Consider the following 20,395-nt stretch of genomic DNA (forward strand, 5'->3'; position numbering starts at 1 on the left):
GTATATAGAGAGTAAGGCGGAAGGAGTAGGAGAATGAGCAGCATACCGAAGATCGTAATCCTTGGTGCGGGTTACGGGGGCATTTTGACAGCGCAGCGGCTGCAAAAAGAGCTGAATTATAATGAGGCCGATGTTACACTGGTGAACCGCCACGACTATCATTATATTACAACGCATTTGCATATGCCGGCAGCAGGAACAGACAGCATAGAGAACACAAGAGTATCCATTTCCAAATTAATAGACGAATTCAAAATCGATTTGGTAAAATCATCGGTGCAAGAGATTCGGCTGCATGACAAAAAGGTAATACTGGAGGACGGCACGTTATCCTACGATTATCTAGTTATCGGACTTGGCGGAGAGCCTGAAACCTTCGGAATCCCGGGTCTGGCCGAACACGCGATGACAATCAGGAGCATTAACTCCGTTCGATTGATTCGAGAGCATATTGAATATCAGTTTGCGCTATATAAGAATGAACGCAGACCACAGGAGCGTATCAACTTCGTTGTCGGAGGAGCGGGCTTCAGCGGTATTGAGTTTGTTGCTGAGCTGGCTGATCGCATTCCGCGGTTATGTAAGGAATACGACGTTGACCCGGCTCTCGTCAATATCTACAATGTTGAAGCTGCGCCAGCTGCGCTGCCTGGTTTTGCACCGGAGTTGGTGGAATACGCCATGAACGTGCTGGAGAAGAAAGGTGTCACCTTCAAATTAGGCATCGCGATTAAGGAATGCCTGCCGGGCGGCGTCATTCTCAACAACGGGGAAGAGATTCGCTCATCAACCGTCGTCTGGACCGGGGGAATCCGCGGGAATCGTCTGGTAGAAGCCGCCGGATTTGAAACGATGCGCGGCCGGGTGAAGGTTGACGAATATTTGCGTGCCCCTGGCTATGAGAATATCTATATTATCGGCGATAACTCCTTAAACTTTACAGAAGAAGGTCGTCCATATCCGCCAACGGCGCAAATGGCCATGCAGCAAGGAGTTTGCTGTGCTCAAAATATCGTGGCAGCGATTCGCGGCAAGTCGATGCGCAAATTCCAGTTCCAGCACAAGGGAACGGTAGCTTCTCTCGGGAAGGGCGAAGGAATTGCCATTGTCGGCGATAAGAAATATCAGGGCTGGAAAGCGGCTCAGTTGAAGAAGCTGGTCGATCTCCGATATCTCTTCATTATTGGAGGCATTCCGCTCGTCCTGAAAAAAGGAAGGTTTCTGTAAATGAGACATTGCAGTGTCCAAGTGCGGGGATTGCTTACGAGAGCTGAACTGGACCGTTATAATGCGTTGATGGAAGTCGGCTCGTATCTGGAATCACAGGAACGTTATGACCTTGCGTATACCATTCAGCAAGAAGTCGATATCTTGATTCTGCCAGCGATTGAGCGTCTCAAGGATAAGGGACGTGCCCGTGACAAAGCAACAGCCGAATATTTGGAGTCTTTGCGTCAGCAGGATGGGGATTTCGAAGAGAAAGAATAGATATAAAAAAAGAGGTATGCCTTCGTTACGAAGGCATACCTCTTCCATTATACTTTCATTAATTCCGTGAATGAATTGGCTTCAAGCAGGTTACCGACGTAGAATGAGCCAAATTCCCCGAAGCGCGCGCTGACTTCGTCGAAGCGCATCTCATATACGAGCTTCTTGAATTGAAGCGCATCGTCAGCGAAGAGCGTCACGCCCCATTCCCAATCATCAAAGCCAACGGAACCGGTAATAATCTGCTTCACCTTGCCGGCATAACCGCGGCCAATCATGCCGTGACTCTTCATCATCGAGCGGCGCTCTTCCATGCTCAGCATATACCAGTTATCGGACAGTTCCCGCTTCTTGTTCATCGGATAGAAGCAGATATGCTTGGATTTCGGCAGGGCCGGTTTCAGGCGAGCGATCACGTGCGGGTTTTGCATCGGGTCTTCATCCGAAGAACCGGCAAGATAGTTGCTGAGCTCAACGATACTTACATAAGAATACGCTTTGGACGTGAACTGGGCGAAGGTCGTCTTGTTGAAGGCGTTCTCGATGGCATTCAGCTCTTCCAGCGTCTCCCGCAGATGCATAAATACAAAGTCGGCTTTCTGGCCGACGATGGTGTATACAGCGGTGCTGCCTTGTTTATCCGTATCGACGGCAGTCCATTCATCCAGGAAGGCATTCAACTCGTCCATGGCAAAGGCACGGACTTCTTCATCTGCAGCTTTCCAGGCCGGCCAGTTGATCGTGCGGAAATCATGCAGGGCATACCAGCCTTCCAGCGTCATTGCAGCTTCGTTCATGAGATCACTCCTAAACAGTATGTTCGTTATTTGGGTAGCGGGTATCCGCTAGAATTAACTTCCTTCATTGTACTGTAAGCGCGGCCTGCTCGGCAAACGCTGACACAATCTATTCACGGATTGTTCGTTGATTCGTGACATTTTTTTTAGTAAACTAGCAATTAGCTAAAGAAGAGGTGAAACAGCGACCATGCTTCAATTTATTCCTGTACTCGTGCTGATGATTTTGTTCTTCGTTATGATGTTCGGTATCGGCTTTATTCTGAATATGTTGATGAAGACAACCTGGTTTCCGTGTTTTCTGTTCGTTCTCGTTATTTTGCCAATCGTTGTCTATACCTTGTGGGACAAGAATCATATGCCTTTCTGGACGCATGTATCTTCGTTCCAATTGGTCGATTATTTGACGGGCGTAGCAGGTCTGATCGGCGCTTATATGAGTGGATGGACAATCAAACAACTGCGGATTAGAGGCTTCAGAATGTTCTAACCTATTTACCAGGATAATCAATCCATGCTTTTCGGCGTTTAGCAGCGGCTCTTCCTACTAGGAGGGCCGCTCTTTATGATTTGGTGAAATTTTGATGTAAAAGAACCGGCTCTAGGCCACTCGATTTATGATAGAATAGAGGAAGTCTACTTTTGGGCGACAGGGGGAATGACATCGATGCGCATGACTAATTTTTTGCATTTTACCGAGCATCACCGTTACTGCGTATACCGTGACTTCTGTGTAAGCGGCCTTGATGACAGAATGCTGGGGTCTATCTACAACCGATGGTTGGAGCGTTCGCAGTAAGTCTCTATCGGCTTCTATCGTCCCATGTGCCACTGGAGAAAGTCGGTTATTCAGCCATTGAGCAGCAGCGCAGGCTGTTTCTTACTTTAGGGCTGGAACCGAGTGAGAAGGGGCGTCGCTATCTCATTGAGCAGACCTCGAAGCTAGAGGCCGTTGGCCTGCTGCAGACGAGTAGAATGTTCGTTCCGGAGACGGACGACTATGTGTATGAATATGAATTGCAGGTGCCCCTTAGTCCTGCTGAATTCTTCAATACGCAACATTTGACACTGCTGCTCCGTGATAAAATTGGTAAATTCGCCGTGCTTGCACTCCGTGAGCAGTTGTGGAGCAAAGAGCCGCATGAATGGTCCGGCATTTCGCTGAACAAAGAGAACATTTCCGTTCCTTTTTATGATATTTTTGAACTGAACACCCATGTAATTGACCATGAACTTGAACAGGCGCTGGAAGAAGTCGCCGTCTCCCGCAAGGCGGTTCAGTCCCCGATCCCGCAAGGGGAAGGTTTGAATTACGCGGATATCATTCTGCGTTTCCCGCGAGAGTCTCGCAATCGGGTATTCGTGGAACGTCTTCGATATGATCATGAGCAGATGGGCATCGTCAACTACGTGGTGCGCAAGTATGATTTGGGTATACAGGACTTGTGCCGCTTGCTCGATGAGGATGGCATCTTTACTGAACATGGCGAAGTGATGCTGGACGATCTGCAGCATAAGGCAAGCCTGCACTTCCGTCAAGGAATGAAGCGCCAAGAGAAGCGTCAGATCACGGCGGGTAAAGTGGTGGCTTTACATCAAGAACTGGAGGACGCATCGGATGAACCGGCACAGGAACATGCGGTACAGATGGAATATTACGTGGATGTCCCTGCTCAGTTCCAGTCCAAATGCGATATTCATCAATATAATATGATGCTGCGCAATGAGCCGTATACCCGGCTGCTGCAGACGTTCTTCCCAGGCTCGGTGCCGGTGCAATTCCTGGATATCTTCGAGAAGATTGATTTGAGCTACAAGCTTCCTGGTGAAGTCATTAACGTGCTCATTCATTATTTAATGAATCTGATTGCGCTCGGCGGAGAGCAGCGGATCAACCGCAATTTTGTTGAAGCGATTGCTTCCAATATGCTGCTTAAGCAAGTCAACAGCTATGAGAAGGCTGTGCAGTATATCAGGGACCAGGCCAAGATGAAGGGCAAGCAGAAGTCATCTTCGACACGAACGCGTACATACGCCAAGGGTAAGGCCAAGCCAGACATACCGGTGGCGCTGAATACCGATCAAGGGGAGTCCGTATCGGATGAAGAATTCGAAGAAATGATGAGATTTGCGGCCGAGATGCAGGCCGGCAACAAGCAGGGCGGATAACGTCAGATGAACAAAAGGAGGGGAAGCGATGGAATCTCTCGGTGAACTGCTGAACAGCATGAGAAGTCCCGCGCTCCGGCGCAGGACAGAGCAAATTACAGAGGATTTGCTGAGCAATCCTCTCATCCAGGCGCTGCGCAGCGAATATCCTGAGATTGATGAACGGGTCTTGCGACTGAATCTTAGCAAGTTCTATCAATATGCGGGCGATCAGGCTCATTGCAGCGCCTGTCCTGGACTGGAACGATGTCCGAACGATTTCCAGGGCCATTACAGCAGTCTGGATATTCAGCGCATGAACGGGACGGTAGAGGTATATGAGCGTAAGACGCCTTGTTCACTGCATACAGCCAAAGCGAATGAGGAACAGATCAAGAAGCGGATTCGCAGTTTTTACGTGGATGAACATGCACTCAGCGAAGGTTACGATCATATGGAGATCATGGCCAAAGATCGGCTGCGCTCCCCGGCTGTTCATCAAGTGTTTCGATACATTAAGGAGACAAAAGAGAATGGACTTTCTCCGCGGGGACTCTATCTAACCGGCTCTTTCGGAACAGGCAAAACCTATCTGATGGGCTACCTGATGCATGAACTGGCTAAGGCCGGGCACTCCGGCGTCATTGTGTACATGCCTGATTTCGTGGAGGATCTGAAGACGATGATGCAGGACGGACAGAAGCTGAAGGATATGATCGAGACGATGAAGCATTGCGATCTCTTGATCTTTGACGATATCGGTGCCGAGAATCTAAACCCCTGGGTGCGCGATCATGTGCTTGGCTCCATCCTTAACTTCCGCATGAATCGTAAGCCGACGTTCTACACATCCAATTATCCCTTGGATGGTTTGGAACAGCATCTCAGCTTTACAAGCAAGGACGGCGAGGAGCTGCACAAAGGGCAGCGGCTCATGAACAGGATCGGTCCTTTTGTTGACGTCATCCATCTGTATGGTGAGAATCAGCGCGGGAAATTCTAGATATAGCCATATTAATAAAAAAGTCTGATCGTGCCACACGCGAACGTGGACACGATCAGACTTTTTGTGATTGCACCAATCAATTTAGCCGACGAGAAATTTGATGATAACGAATCCAAAGAAAATGACGGTCATGAAACCGAACATCCCGACGAAGCCGAACACTAAATCCCAAAAATCGTTACGTGGTTCTTCATTGATGTGCTCCCGTGGATCGTTGACGTGTATGTTTACATCCATGGTGCTTACCTCCTCAAAAGGTGAACATGCCGTGTTACAATGAAAGCTCAATGCTTGACCGTCACCCGACTTGTTATTAGTAGTATACCCAATGCGCAAATCATTTGTAAAGATTGCTTAAATATCCCGTGAAAACCTCTTTCTTTAGGTGAGTATATTTCACTTTTTCCGGCCGAATGTGGTATACTAAATTCGTCGACCCATTCGACATTATGATTTGTACCATACGCAGAATTTATCCTGTGAGGAGGAGAATACAATGGCTATCGTCAATGTTACCGATCAATCCTTCGTGAATGAAGTAGAAGGACAAGGAACGGTTGTAGTTGATTTCTGGGCGCCTTGGTGCGGTCCTTGTAAAATGCTTGCTCCGATTCTGGACGAATTGTCTTCAGAACTCGGCGATGATGTTAAAATTGCAAAGGTGAACGTGGATGAGAATCCGGAATCCGCTGCACGCTTCGGCGTAATGAGTATTCCAACGATGATCTTCTTTAAAGACGGCCAACCTGTCGATAAAGTTGTCGGTTTGAACTCCAAAGAAGCCTTGAAGGGTATTATTGCTAAACATCAATAAGCTATAATGGGCTCAAAGCGCATTACGGCTATTCATACAGCGCCTTCGGTATACCCGAAAGGCGCTTTGTGTGGTTTATGATCCGTTATTATTGTAAATCGTCTCCCTGGAGAGGAGGATGAGCATGGACGATTTTGCCAAGCTGCTGGCAGAGCAGGAGAAGGCGCTCGAGAGCATTCGGCATAAGCTGGCTTTGTTGCCGGATCTGCCCGGGTGTTATCTGATGAAGAACGATGCGGGAACCATCATCTATGTCGGTAAGGCCAAGGTACTCAAGAATCGGGTGCGCTCCTATTTTACCGGCAGTCATAACGGCAAGACACAAATGCTGGTATCCGAAATTCGTGATTTCGAATACATCGTGACCGGCAGCAATATGGAAGCACTTATTCTCGAATGCAATCTTATTAAGACCCATCAACCGAGATTCAACGTGTTGCTTAAAGATGACAAAACCTATCCATACCTCAAAATCACGAATGAAGAGCATCCTCGCCTGGAAGTAACCAGAAGGGTGCTTAAAGATAAAGCCAAATATTTTGGCCCATACCCGAACGCATATGCGGCTCAGCAAACGAAGAAGCTGCTTGACCGGATGTATCCTCTTCGTAAATGCGGCGTCATGCCCAAGGAAGTGTGCCTGTATTATCATATGGGACAATGCATGGCTCCATGCGTCAAGGAAGTTCCCGACTCAGCCTATGAAGACATCACGAAGGAAATCCAGTCTTTCCTGAGCGGCGGACATGAGGAGATCAAGAAGGAATTGCAGCGCAAGATGCAGGAGGCGGCAGAGGATCTGTACTTCGAGCGTGCCAAGGAGCTGCGGGACCAGATTATCCACATCGACACGCTGATGGAGAAGCAGAAGATTACAACAACGGATACGAGAGACCGCGACGTGTTTGGATATTCGGTGGACAAAGGCTGGATGTGTGTGCAGATTCTATACATGCGTCAGGGGAAAATGGTACAGCGCAATAAGTCCGTGTTCCCGTTCTATGGCGATGCGCATAGTGATTTCATGTCCTTCATCGCACAATATTACAGCGATAATCCAGCCTTGCCGCAGGAAATCCTGCTGCCTGGACCGATTATGGCCGCGGAGGCCACTGCTTCTGCGGGTACAGCATCAGAAACTGAGCGCAAATCCGTCACGGAGGAAGCTGTGCTTGAGGAACAGGAAGTGGCGATTGGCGCAGTGGATGCCGCTGGTGGTGCGGAAGCGCTGCAGGAGTGGCTTGGCGTGAAGGTACACGTACCACAGCGTGGACTGAAGCGGCAGATGGTCGGTATGGCGTGTGATAACGCGAGGGTATCGCTCGACGAGAAATTCCGCCTGATCGAGCGGGATGAAGAGCGGACCTCGGTGGCCGCTGCGAACTTGGGCGAAGTGATCGGTTTGGAATCACTAAATCGGATCGAGGCGTTTGACAACTCCAACATCCAAGGCGCCAACCCGGTGTCGGCTATGGTTGTATTTACGAATGGGAAGCCTGATAAGAAGGAGTATCGTAAGTACAAGGTTCGTTCCGTTGTGGGACCCGATGATTACGAGACGATGCGCGAAGTCATCCGCCGTCGATATGAACGGGTGTTGAAGGAGAATCTTCCGTTTCCGGATTTGATCGTTGTTGATGGAGCAAGGGCCAAATCTCGGCGGCGATTGATGTGCTGGAGAACGAACTCGGGCTGTTTATCCCGGTCTGCGGACTGGTGAAGGATGCGAAGCATAAGACAGCGCAGTTGATGATCGGGGATCCGCCTGAGCCGGTGTCCTTGCCAAGGGATAGCCAGGAGTTCTACTTATTACAGCGCATTCAAGACGAGGTCCATCGCTTCGCGATATCGTTCCATCGGGAACAGCGCGGCAAGTCGATGGTATCCTCCAAGTTGGATGCGATTCCGGGTATCGGCGAGAAACGCCGGAAGCTGCTGCTGAAGCATTTTGGCTCCGTGAAAAAAATAAAAGAGGCTTCAGTCGAAGACTTCAAGCCCCTTTCCATTGGTGAAAAATTAGCAACAGATATTCTTAAAGCGCTTCGTGAGGAGGAGTCGTAACATACGGCTTCTCTTTTTTTACGGGATTAAATCGGTAGATGACATAGGCTACGATCGCCGGAAGCACGATATAGAACAAGCCGATTAGCAGGTTCGCGGTATCCTTCATCATGACCAGGCTAATGCCCATTAGAATGCTGTTAAAGATCACGTGCGCGAACATGGCTGATAAATATCCGTATTTCAGGAAAATGTAACTGAACAGCAGACCGATAATCACGAGTTCGATGGGGCGCGAGATAATCGGATAGATTGGATACAGCGTATGGCCCAGCGCCCAGATCAGGGACGTGATCAGACTCGCAGCAAAGGTGCTGCGGACGATCTTCTTCAGCATTTTAATACCGAACAGACGATATACCGCCTCTTCTGATATTCCCGCCAGCCAGGCCATCAGTGGGAAGAGCCACGGATACAGCATATTGTAAGGCGATTGGGTCGCATCGGTGGTAGACCACGTATTGAGCGTCAAGCCAAGGATGACGAAGATGATGGTCTGCACGCCGAGCAAGATCAGCGCCCACATATAACCAATCTTCATACTGTCCAGTACATATCGTCCATAACCCGGCTCTTTCGCTCTTGGCCAGGGGTTCAGGCCATCTTCCTTGCGCCAGAGCCCATTCCCGCCGACAAGGGCGAAGTAGAGCAGCGCTGAGAAGATGAGGGAATACACCCCGTAGAATATCATCATCCCCACGACTCCCGCAGATGTCATCCCCTCCGATTTAAAGACCGGAATCAGATTGTAGGTGTTCGCCATCTGGATGACGAACAAGAGCGAAGAGAGGAACAAGCCGCGCTTGAACGACGTATGTGCCTGAGTCTTCACGCTGTACACGATAGCGAGAATCCCGAGAATTAACGTAAACAGACCGTAACCGACCAGCGTCAGCACCATCGCATTCTGCGTCTGCTGTGCAACATAACTGGAATGGGCAGCAGGTACTGAGAATGTAGGTTCAAAGGAACGTAATTTCCCATGCTCAAAAGTAAATTGGAGTTCCAGTCTGGCGTTGCCGACAGCGGCTTCCGGATCTACGTATTTCAGTCTGGGCGCACCCTCTTGGGTAGCCAATTCCAGATGAGACAAGTCATATCCGGCACGCTTCAGCCATGGCTCAGCCAGGATTTGTTTGTCGGCTAGTGTCATGCCATCTTCTGCCGCCAAGAGCATTTGCCGCTGGACGCGACCTTTATTCAGCTCAATGCGGTCGTAGTTGGACCGTGCGAAATCATATTGAAAGCCCACAACACCCGAATTCTGCATATGCACGTCCACGTTCAGCGCATCGCCCCCAGGCTGGCTGAAACGAACGCGGTACACATCGTAGGGATACTTGGCTTCATAGTTCTTGTTATAATCAGAAAGTTTTTTCTCCTTAGACAAATAACCATATAGCTCCGATTTGGATTGATATGTAACTAACGTTTCATCCGCTTCGGCAGCTTGGAATTGCAGATTCTCCTGTGCGAAGCTGGTTGCGGCAGTCCGCGCTTGTTCTTTGGAGATCAGATCGGCCGAGCTGGTTTGCGTCAATTCGCTGCTGGTAGAGGGAAACACCTGGAATATTAGGAACAGGATCAGGCCGACTGTCGCGGGTACGATAAGCTTCTTGAGATTGGCTTCCAGCTTCAGTGGCTCTCTTACACGATTCATGTCATTCCTCCTTGAAGAAAATGGTCTTGTTTCTAATGTGGTACGAAAGTTAGTACAACTGAGAACGCGTAATGTCAATATAACATAGATATGAAGGGTAGCTGCAGCTTATCCCACTCATGACCATGATCCGTTAAAAATGATGAAAATGAATGAAAAGTTTCGAAAACGTTCGATAACCCTATGCTCGTATTCTTGAATATGCCCATTTCCCGCCCTTTTAAAGACTTTTTGGATGAAAAACGGCATTGGGTAACGCCAGCGAATGCTGTATAATCACATCATGCTTCATCAGGAACCGAATATTCCAGCCGAATTTCGATTTGAAAATGGGGGAACCATGTAATTGGGGTGAATTTCATGATTCTGTAAGGATCGTGGATAGGGCGACCTGTGACAAGGCCCGAATCCGTCAGCTAACCTCGTAGGCTGTGCACAGGAACCAGAACCGTGAGGGACACTGCGTTTTCCAGTGTCTTTTTTCTATGACTTTTTTAAGAAGGTGACGGAGTGAACACCAAGTTCAGCTGGTTCAAATTGTCCCCGCCGCAAATACTCGTTCTGGGCTTCGCGGCCATTATTTTAATAGGGACACTATTATTGAAGATGCCTATATCCAGCGCTAACGGGGAACCCTTAGCGTGGGTGGACAGCTTTTTTACCGCCACCTCGGCCGTATGCCTTACCGGTCTTGTTGTGGTGGATACGGGCACAACGTTCAGCATCTTTGGGCAAGTTGTGATCATGCTGCTCATTCAAATCAGTGGATTGGGCTTCATGACGATGGCGACATTGTTCGCCCTCGTGTTCAAGCGTCGTATTCTGTTAAAGGATCGGCTGATTCTGCAAGAAGCATGAATCAAAGCTCAATGGAAGGAATCGTACGCTTGATTCGCAGGGTCATGATCTATACGCTTATCATCGAAGCAACTTGCGCAGCTTTGTTAAGTATACGCTGGGCTTTTGATATGCCACTTGGCAGAGCCGTTTATTATGGTGTGTTCCATGCGATATCGATGTTTAACAATGCAGGCTTTGATCTGTTCGGCGGCTTTCGCAGTTTGACCGGCTATGTATATGATCCGCTTATTAACATGATCATGATGTTCCTGATCGTATCCGGCGGTATCGGATTTGTTGTACTATCCGATTTGATTGATCTCAAGCAGAAGCAGAAACTCTCTCTGCACTCCAAAGTGGTGTTGTCGATGACAGCTACGTTGCTGCTGGTCGGGTTTATCGTCATCTTTATTTTTGAATTCACGAATCCACGAACACTCGGTTCTCTGAACTGGGGCGGGAAGCTGCTTGGGGCCATGTTCCAATCCGTCACACCGCGTACGGCGGGTGCTAATACTATAAATATTACCGGTCTGAGACAGGCTACGCAATTTTTCATCATTATTCTTATGTTTATCGGTGCGTCCCCCGGCTCTACCGGTGGCGGGATTAAGACGACAACCTTCACGATTATGGTTGGAGCCGTGATTGCGATGATCCGCGGGCGGGAGGATATTGTCATGTTCCGCTATCGTTTCGCCCAAGAACGCGTCCTGAAGGCACTGACCATCACTGTATTGGCCGTGCTGCTCGTCTTGACGGTAGCGATGATTCTCTCGACTACGGAAGAGGGGAGTTTTCTGGAGATTTTGTTTGAGGCGACCTCAGCTTTTGCTACGGCCGGGTTATCGATGGGACTGACCCCTGAACTGACGGCGTTCGGAAAAATTTTGCTTAGTCTGACGATGTTCATCGGGCGCCTCGGCCCGCTCACGCTCGCGTATGCACTTGGACCAAAAAAGGGTAAAGAATTATATCGTCACCCAGAAGGCAAACTGATGATTGGATAAGGGGTACAGAAGAGACATGAAACCAAAACAATTTGTAATTATCGGTTTAGGGCGATTCGGCTCGGCTCTGGCGCTTGAATTAATGGAGTTGGGATATGAGGTGCTTGGCATTGACCGTAACGAAGAGATCGTAGATGATTTGAGCGATCAACTGACACATACGGTTGTGGCCGACGCAACGGATGAAGAGGTACTCAAGTCGCTGGGCATTCGTAATTTCGATTGCGGCATCGTGGCCATCGGTAATGACATCCAGATGAGCATCCTATCCGCGATATTGTTAAAAGAGCTCGGCGTAGCTACCGTCGTGGCCAAAGCGATCTCCGTACTTCATGGCAGAGCGCTAGAGAAGCTTGGCGTTGACCGGGTGATTTTCCCGGAGCGGGATATGGGAATCCGTGTCGCGCACCAGTTAGTAACCCCGAACCTGCTCGACTATATCGAGTTGTCTAAGGATTATATCATTGTTGAGATGGCGGTTACAGCGTGCATGGACGGGAAGACGCTTAGCGAATTGAACACGAGGGTGCATTACGGTGTATCCGTGGTTGCTCTTAATAAGCAGTCCGGCATTATTGTCGCACCAACGGCAATGGACGCGGTGAATGCCGGAGATGTTATGGTGGTTATCGGGACGAATGAGAATGTGGAACGGTTTGAATCCGAAGTGGTGAACATGAACGAACGATAAACGATGATACATGTAGAGTCCGACAGATGCAGGGCTTTAGGCTTTGTCTTCGGCTTGTCTGCGGAACAACACTTCGGTCTCCTCGATCCAGCGGCTGGCAGCTTTGCTTAGCTCAGAAGCCTGGCCATAGATGAGCGAGGTCGTGCGACGAGTTTCGATCAGTGCCGGTATATGAATGTCCAGCAGCCCATTATCGGAGAGCAGCTGTGGCCGAAGATACGATTTAGGCAGCAGGGCGGCTGCCTTACACGTTGGGATGAGCCGGACGATTGCCTCGAAGGAGTCGATTTCCATCCGAATATCGGGCATGATGCCCCAGCGATGAAAGAGACCATCGGTCAACTTGCGGTACCAGGTACCGGTTGAGAAGATGATCATCGGCAAGCCCTGAAGCTGTTCAATCCCGACCGCCTCGAGCTCTGCAAGCGGATGGCTGGAGGGAATAACAAGCTCCAGATGATCATCAAACAAAGGGATGCAGTTGAGTCCCGGTTGATTGATGGATGAGGCGACGATGCCGACATCTACCCGTTTGTCTCGTACATACGATACAATTTCATGTGTCTTGCCGGTAATAAGCTTGATCTCGGCCGCCGGGTGACGCTCCATAAAAGCGTTTACGAGGGGCGGCAGCGTTGTCTGCAGTGTCGTTAAGCTGGCACCGAGATTAATCGATATTTGGTCGCCTTCCCGATAATGGGCGAGCGTCTGCATCAGCTTCAATTGCTGTTGACGTTGTTCGAGGGCGTAGGTGTATACGATCTGGCCGATTGAGGTTAATTCCAGGCGTTTGCCGCGCCGATTAAATAATTGCAAGCCGAGCTCTACCTCAAGCTTGGCGATTTTACGAGATAGGGCCGGTTGTGATAAATTTAATAGCTTCGAAGCTTGATTAATGCTCGATTGTTCAACGACAACCGCAAACATGTCCAATTCTTCAAACATGATATTTCCTCCTATTATATAGGTAACTATATATATAAACGTGTTCTTTGATATTTACTTATGCGTATAGCTTATAACGATTAATAATTATATTGCAATTCCATTATAAGAAAAAAAGGAGTAACATGAAACATGACACAAGTTGTTCACAGTATTGTGGAAACCGGCAGCTTTTTGTCGTATCATCGTTTTGGGACATGTGATGTGTAATTGTTCTGAAAATAGGAAAGATTGAAAATTGAAAACGCTGCACATTGGAAAGGGGAACGTCAACTAATGAAAGGGTATTATTCCAGAAAGCTACATTCCTTACTTGGTGTCATACCGCTGGGAGCTTTTCTAATCAGCCATATGATCTCCAACTTTAAGGCTTTCGAGGGTGGAAAGAAAGGCTTTGAGGGAGCTGTACATTTTCTGAACAGCATGCCGCTCGTATTTTTCCTCGAGTTGTTCCTGATCTGGCTGCCATTGCTTTATCATGGTGTTTATGGTTTGTACATTGCTTATCAAGCGAACAACAACGTAGGTAATTATAACTATGAGCGCAATATTCGTTTTACCATTCAACGTATAACCGGGGTCATTACGTTTGTATTCGTTATCTGGCATATGTACGATACGCGTTTCCAGATTATCATCGGCAATATCACCCATGACGATTTGGGCGCTACGATGCACAGCATCATGAACAATCCCGTGCTCTTTATTCTGTATGTAATCGGTGTTGTTTCTGCAGCCTTCCACTTTGCTAACGGCCTGTGGGCGTTCCTCGTTAGCTGGGGCATCACCGTCGGCCCTCGCGCGCAGAAAGTATCGAGTTACATCTGTATGGGCTTGTTCGTGCTGATGAGCGTGCTGTTCGTTCTGGCCATGACTGCGTTCCGCAGTTCTGAGTTCGCAACAGCGATCGATGTAGTTAAGACAGTCTTAAGTTAAAGGGGAGTGAACGATCAATGGCATCTAATATAATTGTAGTGGGTGGCGGCCTTGCCGGATTGATGGCAACCATCAAAGCGGCCGAAGCGGGAGCTCACGTTCATCTGTTCTCACTTGTACCCGTTAAACGCTCTCACTCCGTGTGTGCGCAAGGCGGAATCAATGGAGCTGTAAATACCAAAGGTGAGGGTGACTCTCCTTGGGAGCACTTTGACGATACTGTATACGGGGGCGACTTCCTCGCGAACCAACCTCCGGTTAAAGCGATGTGCGAAGCTGCACCCGGCATCATCCATTTGATGGACCGCATGGGCGTAATGTTTAACCGCACGCCGGAAGGTCTCTTGGATTTCCGTCGCTTCGGTGGTACGAAGCGCCACCGTACGGCTTTTGCAGGTGCAACAACAGGTCAACAACTGCTGTATGCGCTTGACGAGCAGGTTCGTCGCTGGGAGACTGCGGGTCTCGTAACGAAATACGAGAACTGGGAATTCCTCAACGCTATTATTGATGATGAAGGCGTATGCCGCGGTATTTCTGCTCAAGACCTACGGACGATGGAGATCAAGTCGTTCAAGGCAGAAGCGGTCATCTTGGCAAGTGGTGGTCCTGGTATTATTTTCGGTAAAACAACGAACTCGGTCATTAACACCGGTACCGCAGCAAGTGCAGTGTACCAGCAAGGCGTTCATTACGCTAACGGCGAATTCATTCAGATTCACCCAACGGCTATTCCAGGCGATGACAAGCTCCGCTTGATGTCGGAGTCAGCTCGCGGTGAAGGCGGACGAATCTGGACATATAAAGACGGTAAGCCATGGTACTTCCTCGAAGAGAAATATCCAGCGTACGGAAACCTTGTGCCGCGTGATATTGCGACGCGTGAAATCTTCTCCGTCTGCGTAGATATGGGCCTGGGCATTAACGGCGAGAACATGGTGTACCTTGACCTCTCGCATAAAGATCCGAAGGAGCTGGACGTTAAGCTCGGTGGTATTATCGAGATCTATGAGAAGTTCATGGGCGATGATCCGCGTAAGATCCCAATGAAAATCTTCCCTGCCGTGCACTATTCGATGGGTGGAATGTGGGTAGACTACAATCAAATGACGAACATTCCAGGACTGTTCGCAGCCGGCGAATGTGAGTATCAATATCACGGTGCCAACCGTCTGGGAGCGAACTCCCTCGTATCGGCCATTTATGGCGGTATGGTTGCGGGACCGAAAGCAATCGAGTATGTGAAGGGCTTGAAGAAGTCCTCAGAGGATATTTCTTCAACGGTATTTGATCGTGCAGCCAAAGAGCAAACCGACAAGTATGAAGGCCTGCTCAAGATGGAAGGTACGGAGAATGCTTACGTTATCCATAAAGAGCTTGGCGAGTGGATGACGAACAATATGACCGTCGTTCGTTATAACGATAAACTGGAAGCAACTATCGCTAAGATTAAGGAATTGAAACAGCGTTACCGCAATATCAATATGACGGATACTTCCCGCTGGAACAACCAGGGAGTAGCATTTACCCGTCAATTGTGGAACATGCTGGAGCTCTCCGAAGCCATGACACTCGGAGCGCTCCTGCGCGACGAGAGCCGTGGAGCACATTACAAGCCGGACTTCCCGGAACGTAATGATGAGAAATTCCTGAAGACGACTAAAGCAGCGTGGACACCGGACGGACCACAGATTTCTTATGATGAAGTGGATGTTTCCTTAATCCCGCCGCGTATTCGCGACTATTCGAAAGACAAGTAAGAAGGAAGGGGGAATTAATATGTCTCAAACGGCAACCGCTTCAAAGAGTGTTAAATTTATCATTACACGCCAGGACAATCCGGAGACGAAATCCTATGATGAGGAATTCGAACTCCCTTACCGCCCTGGTATGAACGTTATTAGTGCATTAATGGAAATTCAGCGTAACCCGACGAACGCTGATGGAAAGACTACAGCACCGGTATGTTGGGATTCCAACTGTCTGGAAGAAGTCTGCGGAGCCTGCTCGATGGTGATCAACGGCAAACCTCGCCAGGCGTGTGCTGCGCTCATCGATAAGCTGGAGCAACCGATCCGTATTCAGCCGATGAAGACGTTCCCGGTTGTGCGAGATTTGGTTATTGACCGCAGTCGTATGTTCTCGGCTCTGAAGCGCGTGAAGGCGTGGATTCCGATCGATGGAACCTATGACCTGGGTCCTGGACCAAGATGGCTGAGAAGAAGCGTCAGTGGGCTTACGAGCTGTCCAAATGCATGACATGCGGAGTGTGCCTTGAAGCATGCCCGAACGTCAATGAGAAGACGGACTTTATCGGTCCTGCGGCCATCTCCCAAGTGCGTCTGTTCAATGCTCATCCAACGGGTGAGATGAACAAGGAAGACCGTCTCGAAGCGTTGATGCAAGATGGCGGTATTGAAGGCTGCGGTAACTCGCAAAACTGTGTTCGTTCCTGTCCGAAAGGAATTCCATTGACAACATCGATCGCAGAAATGAACAAAGACACGACCAAGCATCTGTTCAAGCGCTGGTTGGGTGTTTAATCCGCAATATTGATGAAAAGCGTCTGAACCGCAGGGTAGCTCTGCGTGTGCAGACGCTTTTTTCATAGGGTAAAATATGAACAGCATTAAAAATTCAGGGAGTGACTGACATGATAACCGAGAGACCGATTACGATGAGCGATATGACAGAACAGCTTCAGATGTTAGGCATTCAGAAGGGGATGACGCTGCTTGTACATTCTTCTTTAAAGAGCCTGGGAGGCTGGGTTGTTGGCGGGGCGGAGGCTATCATTATGGCGCTTGAGGAGGCTGTAGGGGAGGAAGGCACGATCGTTATGCCAACGCAATCGGGCAATTTAACCGATCCGAAGACGTGGAGAAACCCGCCAGCAGATCCGAAATGGTGGGATCTGATCCGAGACGAGACGCCACCGTACCATCCTTACCGTTCAGTTACTTCGGGAATGGGCATAATCCCCGAAGTGTACCGCAAGCAGGAGGGAGTCATCCGCAGTCATCATCCGCAGGTGTCCTTTGCTGCGCGAGGAAGAAGAGCCAAGGAATATATGATGAGCCACCCGCTCTCCCATAGCCTTAGCCATGGCTCACCTCTAGGAAGGTTGTATGATGCAGGGGCCTACGTACTATTGCTGGGAACAGGACATGACACGAATACATCGTTTCATCTGGCAGAGTATCAGGCAGAATGGAAGGGCAAAGAGAAGACAACGCCGCAGGCGCCGGTACGCAGGGCAGCAGGCAGGACCTTGTGGGAGTCGTTCGAAGATATAAATTATCATTCCGATGACTTTGAGGCGTTGGGCGCAGCGTTCGAGGCGGACTGTCCAGAGGCTTACAAGCGAGGCAAGGTAGAGCAAGCCGATTGCGTGTTGGCCGATCAGCGATTGATGGTCGATTATGCGGTACAATGGCTAAAGAGTAATCGTTAGATAATAAGATTCGATTATAAGTAGATGGGAGTTGACCCATAAGAAAGTTTATTCACTTGAGGGTTCCTGAAATTAATCAAAACAAACAATGGCGGTGCTCAGGATGTGATCCTTGCCCCGTCATTGCTTGTTTTGCGGTCCATTGCCGCCTTTTTGAGCAGATTATGGGGAGCGAAAGCCATTCGTCCTCTAGGCTCTTTTTACTTAGCCCGTGAACAACCTTTACGGCATTCACTCCGGTAGTGTCGTTTCCATATTTCATGATCGCTTTCTGTTATTTCTGTTCGCGGAGCCACTACATTCGACTTCGTCGTATTGCCCGTGGTCTAGCTAAGGAGTTTTAATATATATCGTTGTAAAATTTGCTGGAACCTCATTGTCACACAAATATATTAAGAATACATGCCTGCTATTCTGATGTTAGATATTCCACTGGAATGAAACTAGACCACGGTCTATTTATCTCATTACTTTACAGCATTATGTTATGCCACATTGCAAACTCATACTAGGTTATTTGGTGACCAGTCTGTAAAAATGACGGAGATGATTGCTACATATAAAGCTCGAAAAATAGAGGGTTTATATGAAAAAAGTAGCAATTGAGAGTGCTTTTTTTGACTATACTTATCTTTTTTTGTCGAATTAGATTCATTGTCCCACAAAAATATATGACCCTGGTCACTTGGAAGAAATACTACCTATGTTAGAATTCAAGTCAGATATAATCCAAATAATAGAAATGGAGGTATTTTAATGGTTCTGAAGAATAACAAACTTCTGATGCTATTCTTTTCCACAATAATTACTTTGGGTTTGTTTGTACCTTCTGTCGAAGCTTCTGCTTCTAGTAATGCGCTGTCTGAACAACAGATCGCAGACGCAAAAAAACAAAGAGGTGATGAACTCAGTGATTTTATGAATGAACTTCACAGCAAAAAAATTAGAATAAAGGCATTAAACAACCAATTAAATGGCACTGATGGTATTATTATGACTCAAAATGATATTTCCAGTATAACAAGCGAACTAGAAAATTTGAAAAAAGACGTTGCGTATACGGAAGCAAATCTCGAGAGTCTGACAGGCCTCGTAAAGGTAGATAATACAGAAGAACATGGAATATTGCTGCCCGCAGCAGACGGTCAAGTTTCTTTCTCTGGTTCGCTTTACTATGACTCTATCTGGACAGACAGTTGGATAGCGACAGTTGATTATGAGTGGGTAGATCGTGAATATCTAAATCAGCGTTCAGGCTATGGGAATGTAGGGGGTTATGAAGGATTTTCAATCGGCCTAAACAGGCAAGCTCTTACCCATTCAACAAGTGCCTATGTATATGATTACTGGGAAGGTAAAATACAAAACGATGTACAATTTTACCAAAATTACAGTAACTATGGAAGGGCATGGCGATGGCAAGATAGAATATTTGCTGGATCAGTTAGAAACTACAACTCACACTACGGCAACTTTAACTTCTATTTTGAATTTGTTACACCGCCAGGTAGTGGTGCAAAGACTCAGCATTACGGTACCTATGCACATACTTGGGATCAAACTTCTGTGAATAGCATCGGAATTGGTCCATACTCTGCATCATTCGGATGGACTAATGAAGGCAAACAATGGACCGATGCGGGTCAATGGATTTATACGCACTAGGTAATAGTCCCCCCCCATATTTTTTATGAGGGGGGTTTTTCATTCCTGTTAATTAAACTACAATATAATGCAGGGAGTTGATAAATAAATATACGAAAAGAAAAAGGTGATTCTATTGAAGCTAAAAAGATATATTGCATTGTTGGGACTATTATTAATGCTTGGTATCATTGCTCAATTCGTAATTAACGAAAGTAAGACAATCGAAGCCAAAATTGAGGAACAGATTCTAAAAAAAGATAATACCTTTAAAGAATTAGTTCATTTTGATATAAGGAATGATAAAATTTACTCTTTTTATAAAAATCGTATATATGACAATCTAGATGGCCTTGGGATGGGGATAATAGAAGAAGATAGGAAGATGATTACTCATATATTAGGGGGCATCCCTATTTATTCGAATACTGGGTTTACATATGGCACAGGAGAATCTAAAGAAATCAACGAATTTATTATATACGGAACAATAACCAATCCTGAGATAACAAAAATCGAAGTAAACGGCTCTGATTGCGATATAATAAGAGCAAAGGATTTTGATTTGTGGTACTACTTCGCAGATGATTCATCAAGTCGTATCTCTATCCTAGCAAAAGATAAGAATGGTAAAGTGATACTTGAAGAAGTACTATAATATTATTGGTCTCATGTATCCATGATTGTTCGAACGCTTCCCATATTAGCATCCATAAAAGCATTATATACCCTACACTAATATGTAACATCGAATCACATTCTGTGCTAACTCTCATGTTTAAGAAAAGAGAGAGTGTAGGTTGAACACAGAGCAAAGCTGAAGATTGGTGATCAAAGGAACACATGGGACACGTAAACGTGTGTCTTTTTGTGTTTCCTTTTATCTGTGTATTAGAAGGAC

At 47.6% G+C, this 20,395-nt stretch carries 15 protein-coding genes, 4 pseudogenes and 1 riboswitch; of the genes and pseudogenes, 15 read left to right on the forward strand and 4 right to left on the reverse strand.

The features are described 5' to 3' along the window. Positions 1–33 precede the first annotated feature (33 nt). Positions 34–1,227, forward strand: a complete 1,194-nt coding sequence (locus tag JCM10914_RS19090; protein ID WP_023963726.1) for an NAD(P)/FAD-dependent oxidoreductase — start codon at positions 34–36, stop codon at positions 1,225–1,227. Further along, positions 1,228–1,488, forward strand: a complete 261-nt coding sequence (locus JCM10914_RS19095) for a hypothetical protein (RefSeq protein WP_023963727.1) — start codon at positions 1,228–1,230, stop codon at positions 1,486–1,488. Between the two features lie 47 nt (positions 1,489–1,535). Here the strand turns inward: JCM10914_RS19095 and hemQ are convergent, their stop codons facing one another. After that, a complete protein-coding gene (hemQ, locus tag JCM10914_RS19100; RefSeq protein WP_023963728.1) occupies positions 1,536–2,285 on the reverse strand; it encodes a hydrogen peroxide-dependent heme synthase in 750 nt (249 codons plus the stop codon). A 190-nt stretch (positions 2,286–2,475) separates the two neighbouring features. On the opposite strand from hemQ, the gene JCM10914_RS19105 reads away from it, so the two are divergent. The 3 genes and pseudogenes from JCM10914_RS19105 (at position 2,476) to dnaI (ending at position 5,436) form a co-directional block, all read left to right on the forward strand. After that, positions 2,476–2,775, forward strand: coding sequence for a YuiB family protein (locus JCM10914_RS19105; protein WP_023963729.1), 300 nt, complete (start codon positions 2,476–2,478; stop codon positions 2,773–2,775). A gap of 177 nt (positions 2,776–2,952) precedes the next feature. Continuing rightward, positions 2,953–4,454 (forward strand): annotated as a pseudogene (locus tag JCM10914_RS19110) (helicase DnaB). Between the two features lie 28 nt (positions 4,455–4,482). Continuing rightward, entirely contained in the window at positions 4,483–5,436 is a 954-nt protein-coding gene (gene dnaI / locus JCM10914_RS19115; protein WP_023963731.1) for a primosomal protein DnaI, read from the forward strand. Positions 5,437–5,520: 84 nt separating this feature from the next. Here the strand turns inward: dnaI and JCM10914_RS28995 are convergent, their stop codons facing one another. Then, positions 5,521–5,676, reverse strand: coding sequence for a hypothetical protein (locus JCM10914_RS28995; protein ID WP_023963732.1), 156 nt, complete (start codon positions 5,674–5,676; stop codon positions 5,521–5,523). Between the two features lie 259 nt (positions 5,677–5,935). Between JCM10914_RS28995 and trxA the strand changes: the two genes are divergently transcribed. Together trxA and uvrC are read left to right on the forward strand one after the other, a co-directional pair. Next, positions 5,936–6,253 (forward strand): thioredoxin, encoded by a 318-nt coding sequence (trxA, locus tag JCM10914_RS19120; RefSeq protein WP_023963733.1) that lies wholly within the window; start codon positions 5,936–5,938, stop codon positions 6,251–6,253. A 124-nt stretch (positions 6,254–6,377) separates the two neighbouring features. Further along, positions 6,378–8,314, forward strand: a pseudogene (gene uvrC, locus JCM10914_RS19125) (excinuclease ABC subunit UvrC). Here the strand turns inward: uvrC and JCM10914_RS19130 are convergent. Next, the gene (locus JCM10914_RS19130) at positions 8,286–9,974 is read right to left on the reverse strand and encodes a type II CAAX prenyl endopeptidase Rce1 family protein (protein ID WP_023963736.1); all 1,689 of its coding nucleotides are present in this window, start codon (positions 9,972–9,974) and stop codon (positions 8,286–8,288) included. The pseudogene uvrC and the gene JCM10914_RS19130 sit on opposite strands and share 29 nt — an antisense overlap. Before the next feature lie 299 nt (positions 9,975–10,273). Then, a riboswitch (cyclic di-AMP (ydaO/yuaA leader) is annotated at positions 10,274–10,420 on the forward strand. Positions 10,421–10,484: 64 nt separating this feature from the next. Here JCM10914_RS19130 and JCM10914_RS19135 point away from each other — a divergent pair. Further along, positions 10,485–11,824 (forward strand): annotated as a pseudogene (locus tag JCM10914_RS19135) (TrkH family potassium uptake protein). 16 nt (positions 11,825–11,840) lie between these two features. Then, positions 11,841–12,515: a TrkA family potassium uptake protein gene (locus JCM10914_RS19140; RefSeq protein ID WP_023963739.1), complete on the forward strand. Its 675-nt coding sequence runs from the start codon at positions 11,841–11,843 to the stop codon at positions 12,513–12,515. Positions 12,516–12,551: 36 nt separating this feature from the next. Here the strand turns inward: JCM10914_RS19140 and JCM10914_RS19145 are convergent, their stop codons facing one another. Then, entirely contained in the window at positions 12,552–13,460 is a 909-nt protein-coding gene (locus JCM10914_RS19145; protein WP_023963740.1) for a LysR family transcriptional regulator, read from the reverse strand. Between the two features lie 276 nt (positions 13,461–13,736). On the opposite strand from JCM10914_RS19145, the gene JCM10914_RS19150 reads away from it, so the two are divergent. The 6 genes and pseudogenes from JCM10914_RS19150 to JCM10914_RS19175 all read left to right on the forward strand — a co-directional run bounded on the left by JCM10914_RS19150 (position 13,737) and on the right by JCM10914_RS19175 (position 20,152). After that, positions 13,737–14,396 (forward strand): succinate dehydrogenase cytochrome b558 subunit, encoded by a 660-nt coding sequence (locus tag JCM10914_RS19150; protein ID WP_023963741.1) that lies wholly within the window; start codon positions 13,737–13,739, stop codon positions 14,394–14,396. Between the two features lie 17 nt (positions 14,397–14,413). Continuing rightward, on the forward strand, positions 14,414–16,156 hold the full coding sequence (gene sdhA / locus JCM10914_RS19155) for a succinate dehydrogenase flavoprotein subunit (RefSeq protein ID WP_023963742.1): 1,743 nt from the start codon (positions 14,414–14,416) through the stop codon (positions 16,154–16,156). Between the two features lie 19 nt (positions 16,157–16,175). Beyond that, positions 16,176–16,939: pseudogene (sdhB, locus tag JCM10914_RS19160) on the forward strand (succinate dehydrogenase iron-sulfur subunit). A gap of 110 nt (positions 16,940–17,049) precedes the next feature. Then, entirely contained in the window at positions 17,050–17,850 is an 801-nt protein-coding gene (locus JCM10914_RS19165; RefSeq protein WP_023963745.1) for an aminoglycoside N(3)-acetyltransferase, read from the forward strand. 756 nt (positions 17,851–18,606) lie between these two features. Then, positions 18,607–19,515: a hypothetical protein gene (locus JCM10914_RS19170; RefSeq protein ID WP_023963746.1), complete on the forward strand. Its 909-nt coding sequence runs from the start codon at positions 18,607–18,609 to the stop codon at positions 19,513–19,515. A 115-nt stretch (positions 19,516–19,630) separates the two neighbouring features. Continuing rightward, positions 19,631–20,152 (forward strand): hypothetical protein, encoded by a 522-nt coding sequence (locus tag JCM10914_RS19175; RefSeq protein WP_036719049.1) that lies wholly within the window; start codon positions 19,631–19,633, stop codon positions 20,150–20,152. The last annotated feature ends 243 nt before the right edge of the window (positions 20,153–20,395 follow it).

It is taken from the genome of Paenibacillus sp. JCM 10914, assembly GCF_001315105.1.
Taxonomy (GTDB): Bacteria; Bacillota; Bacilli; order Paenibacillales; family Paenibacillaceae; genus Paenibacillus_AQ.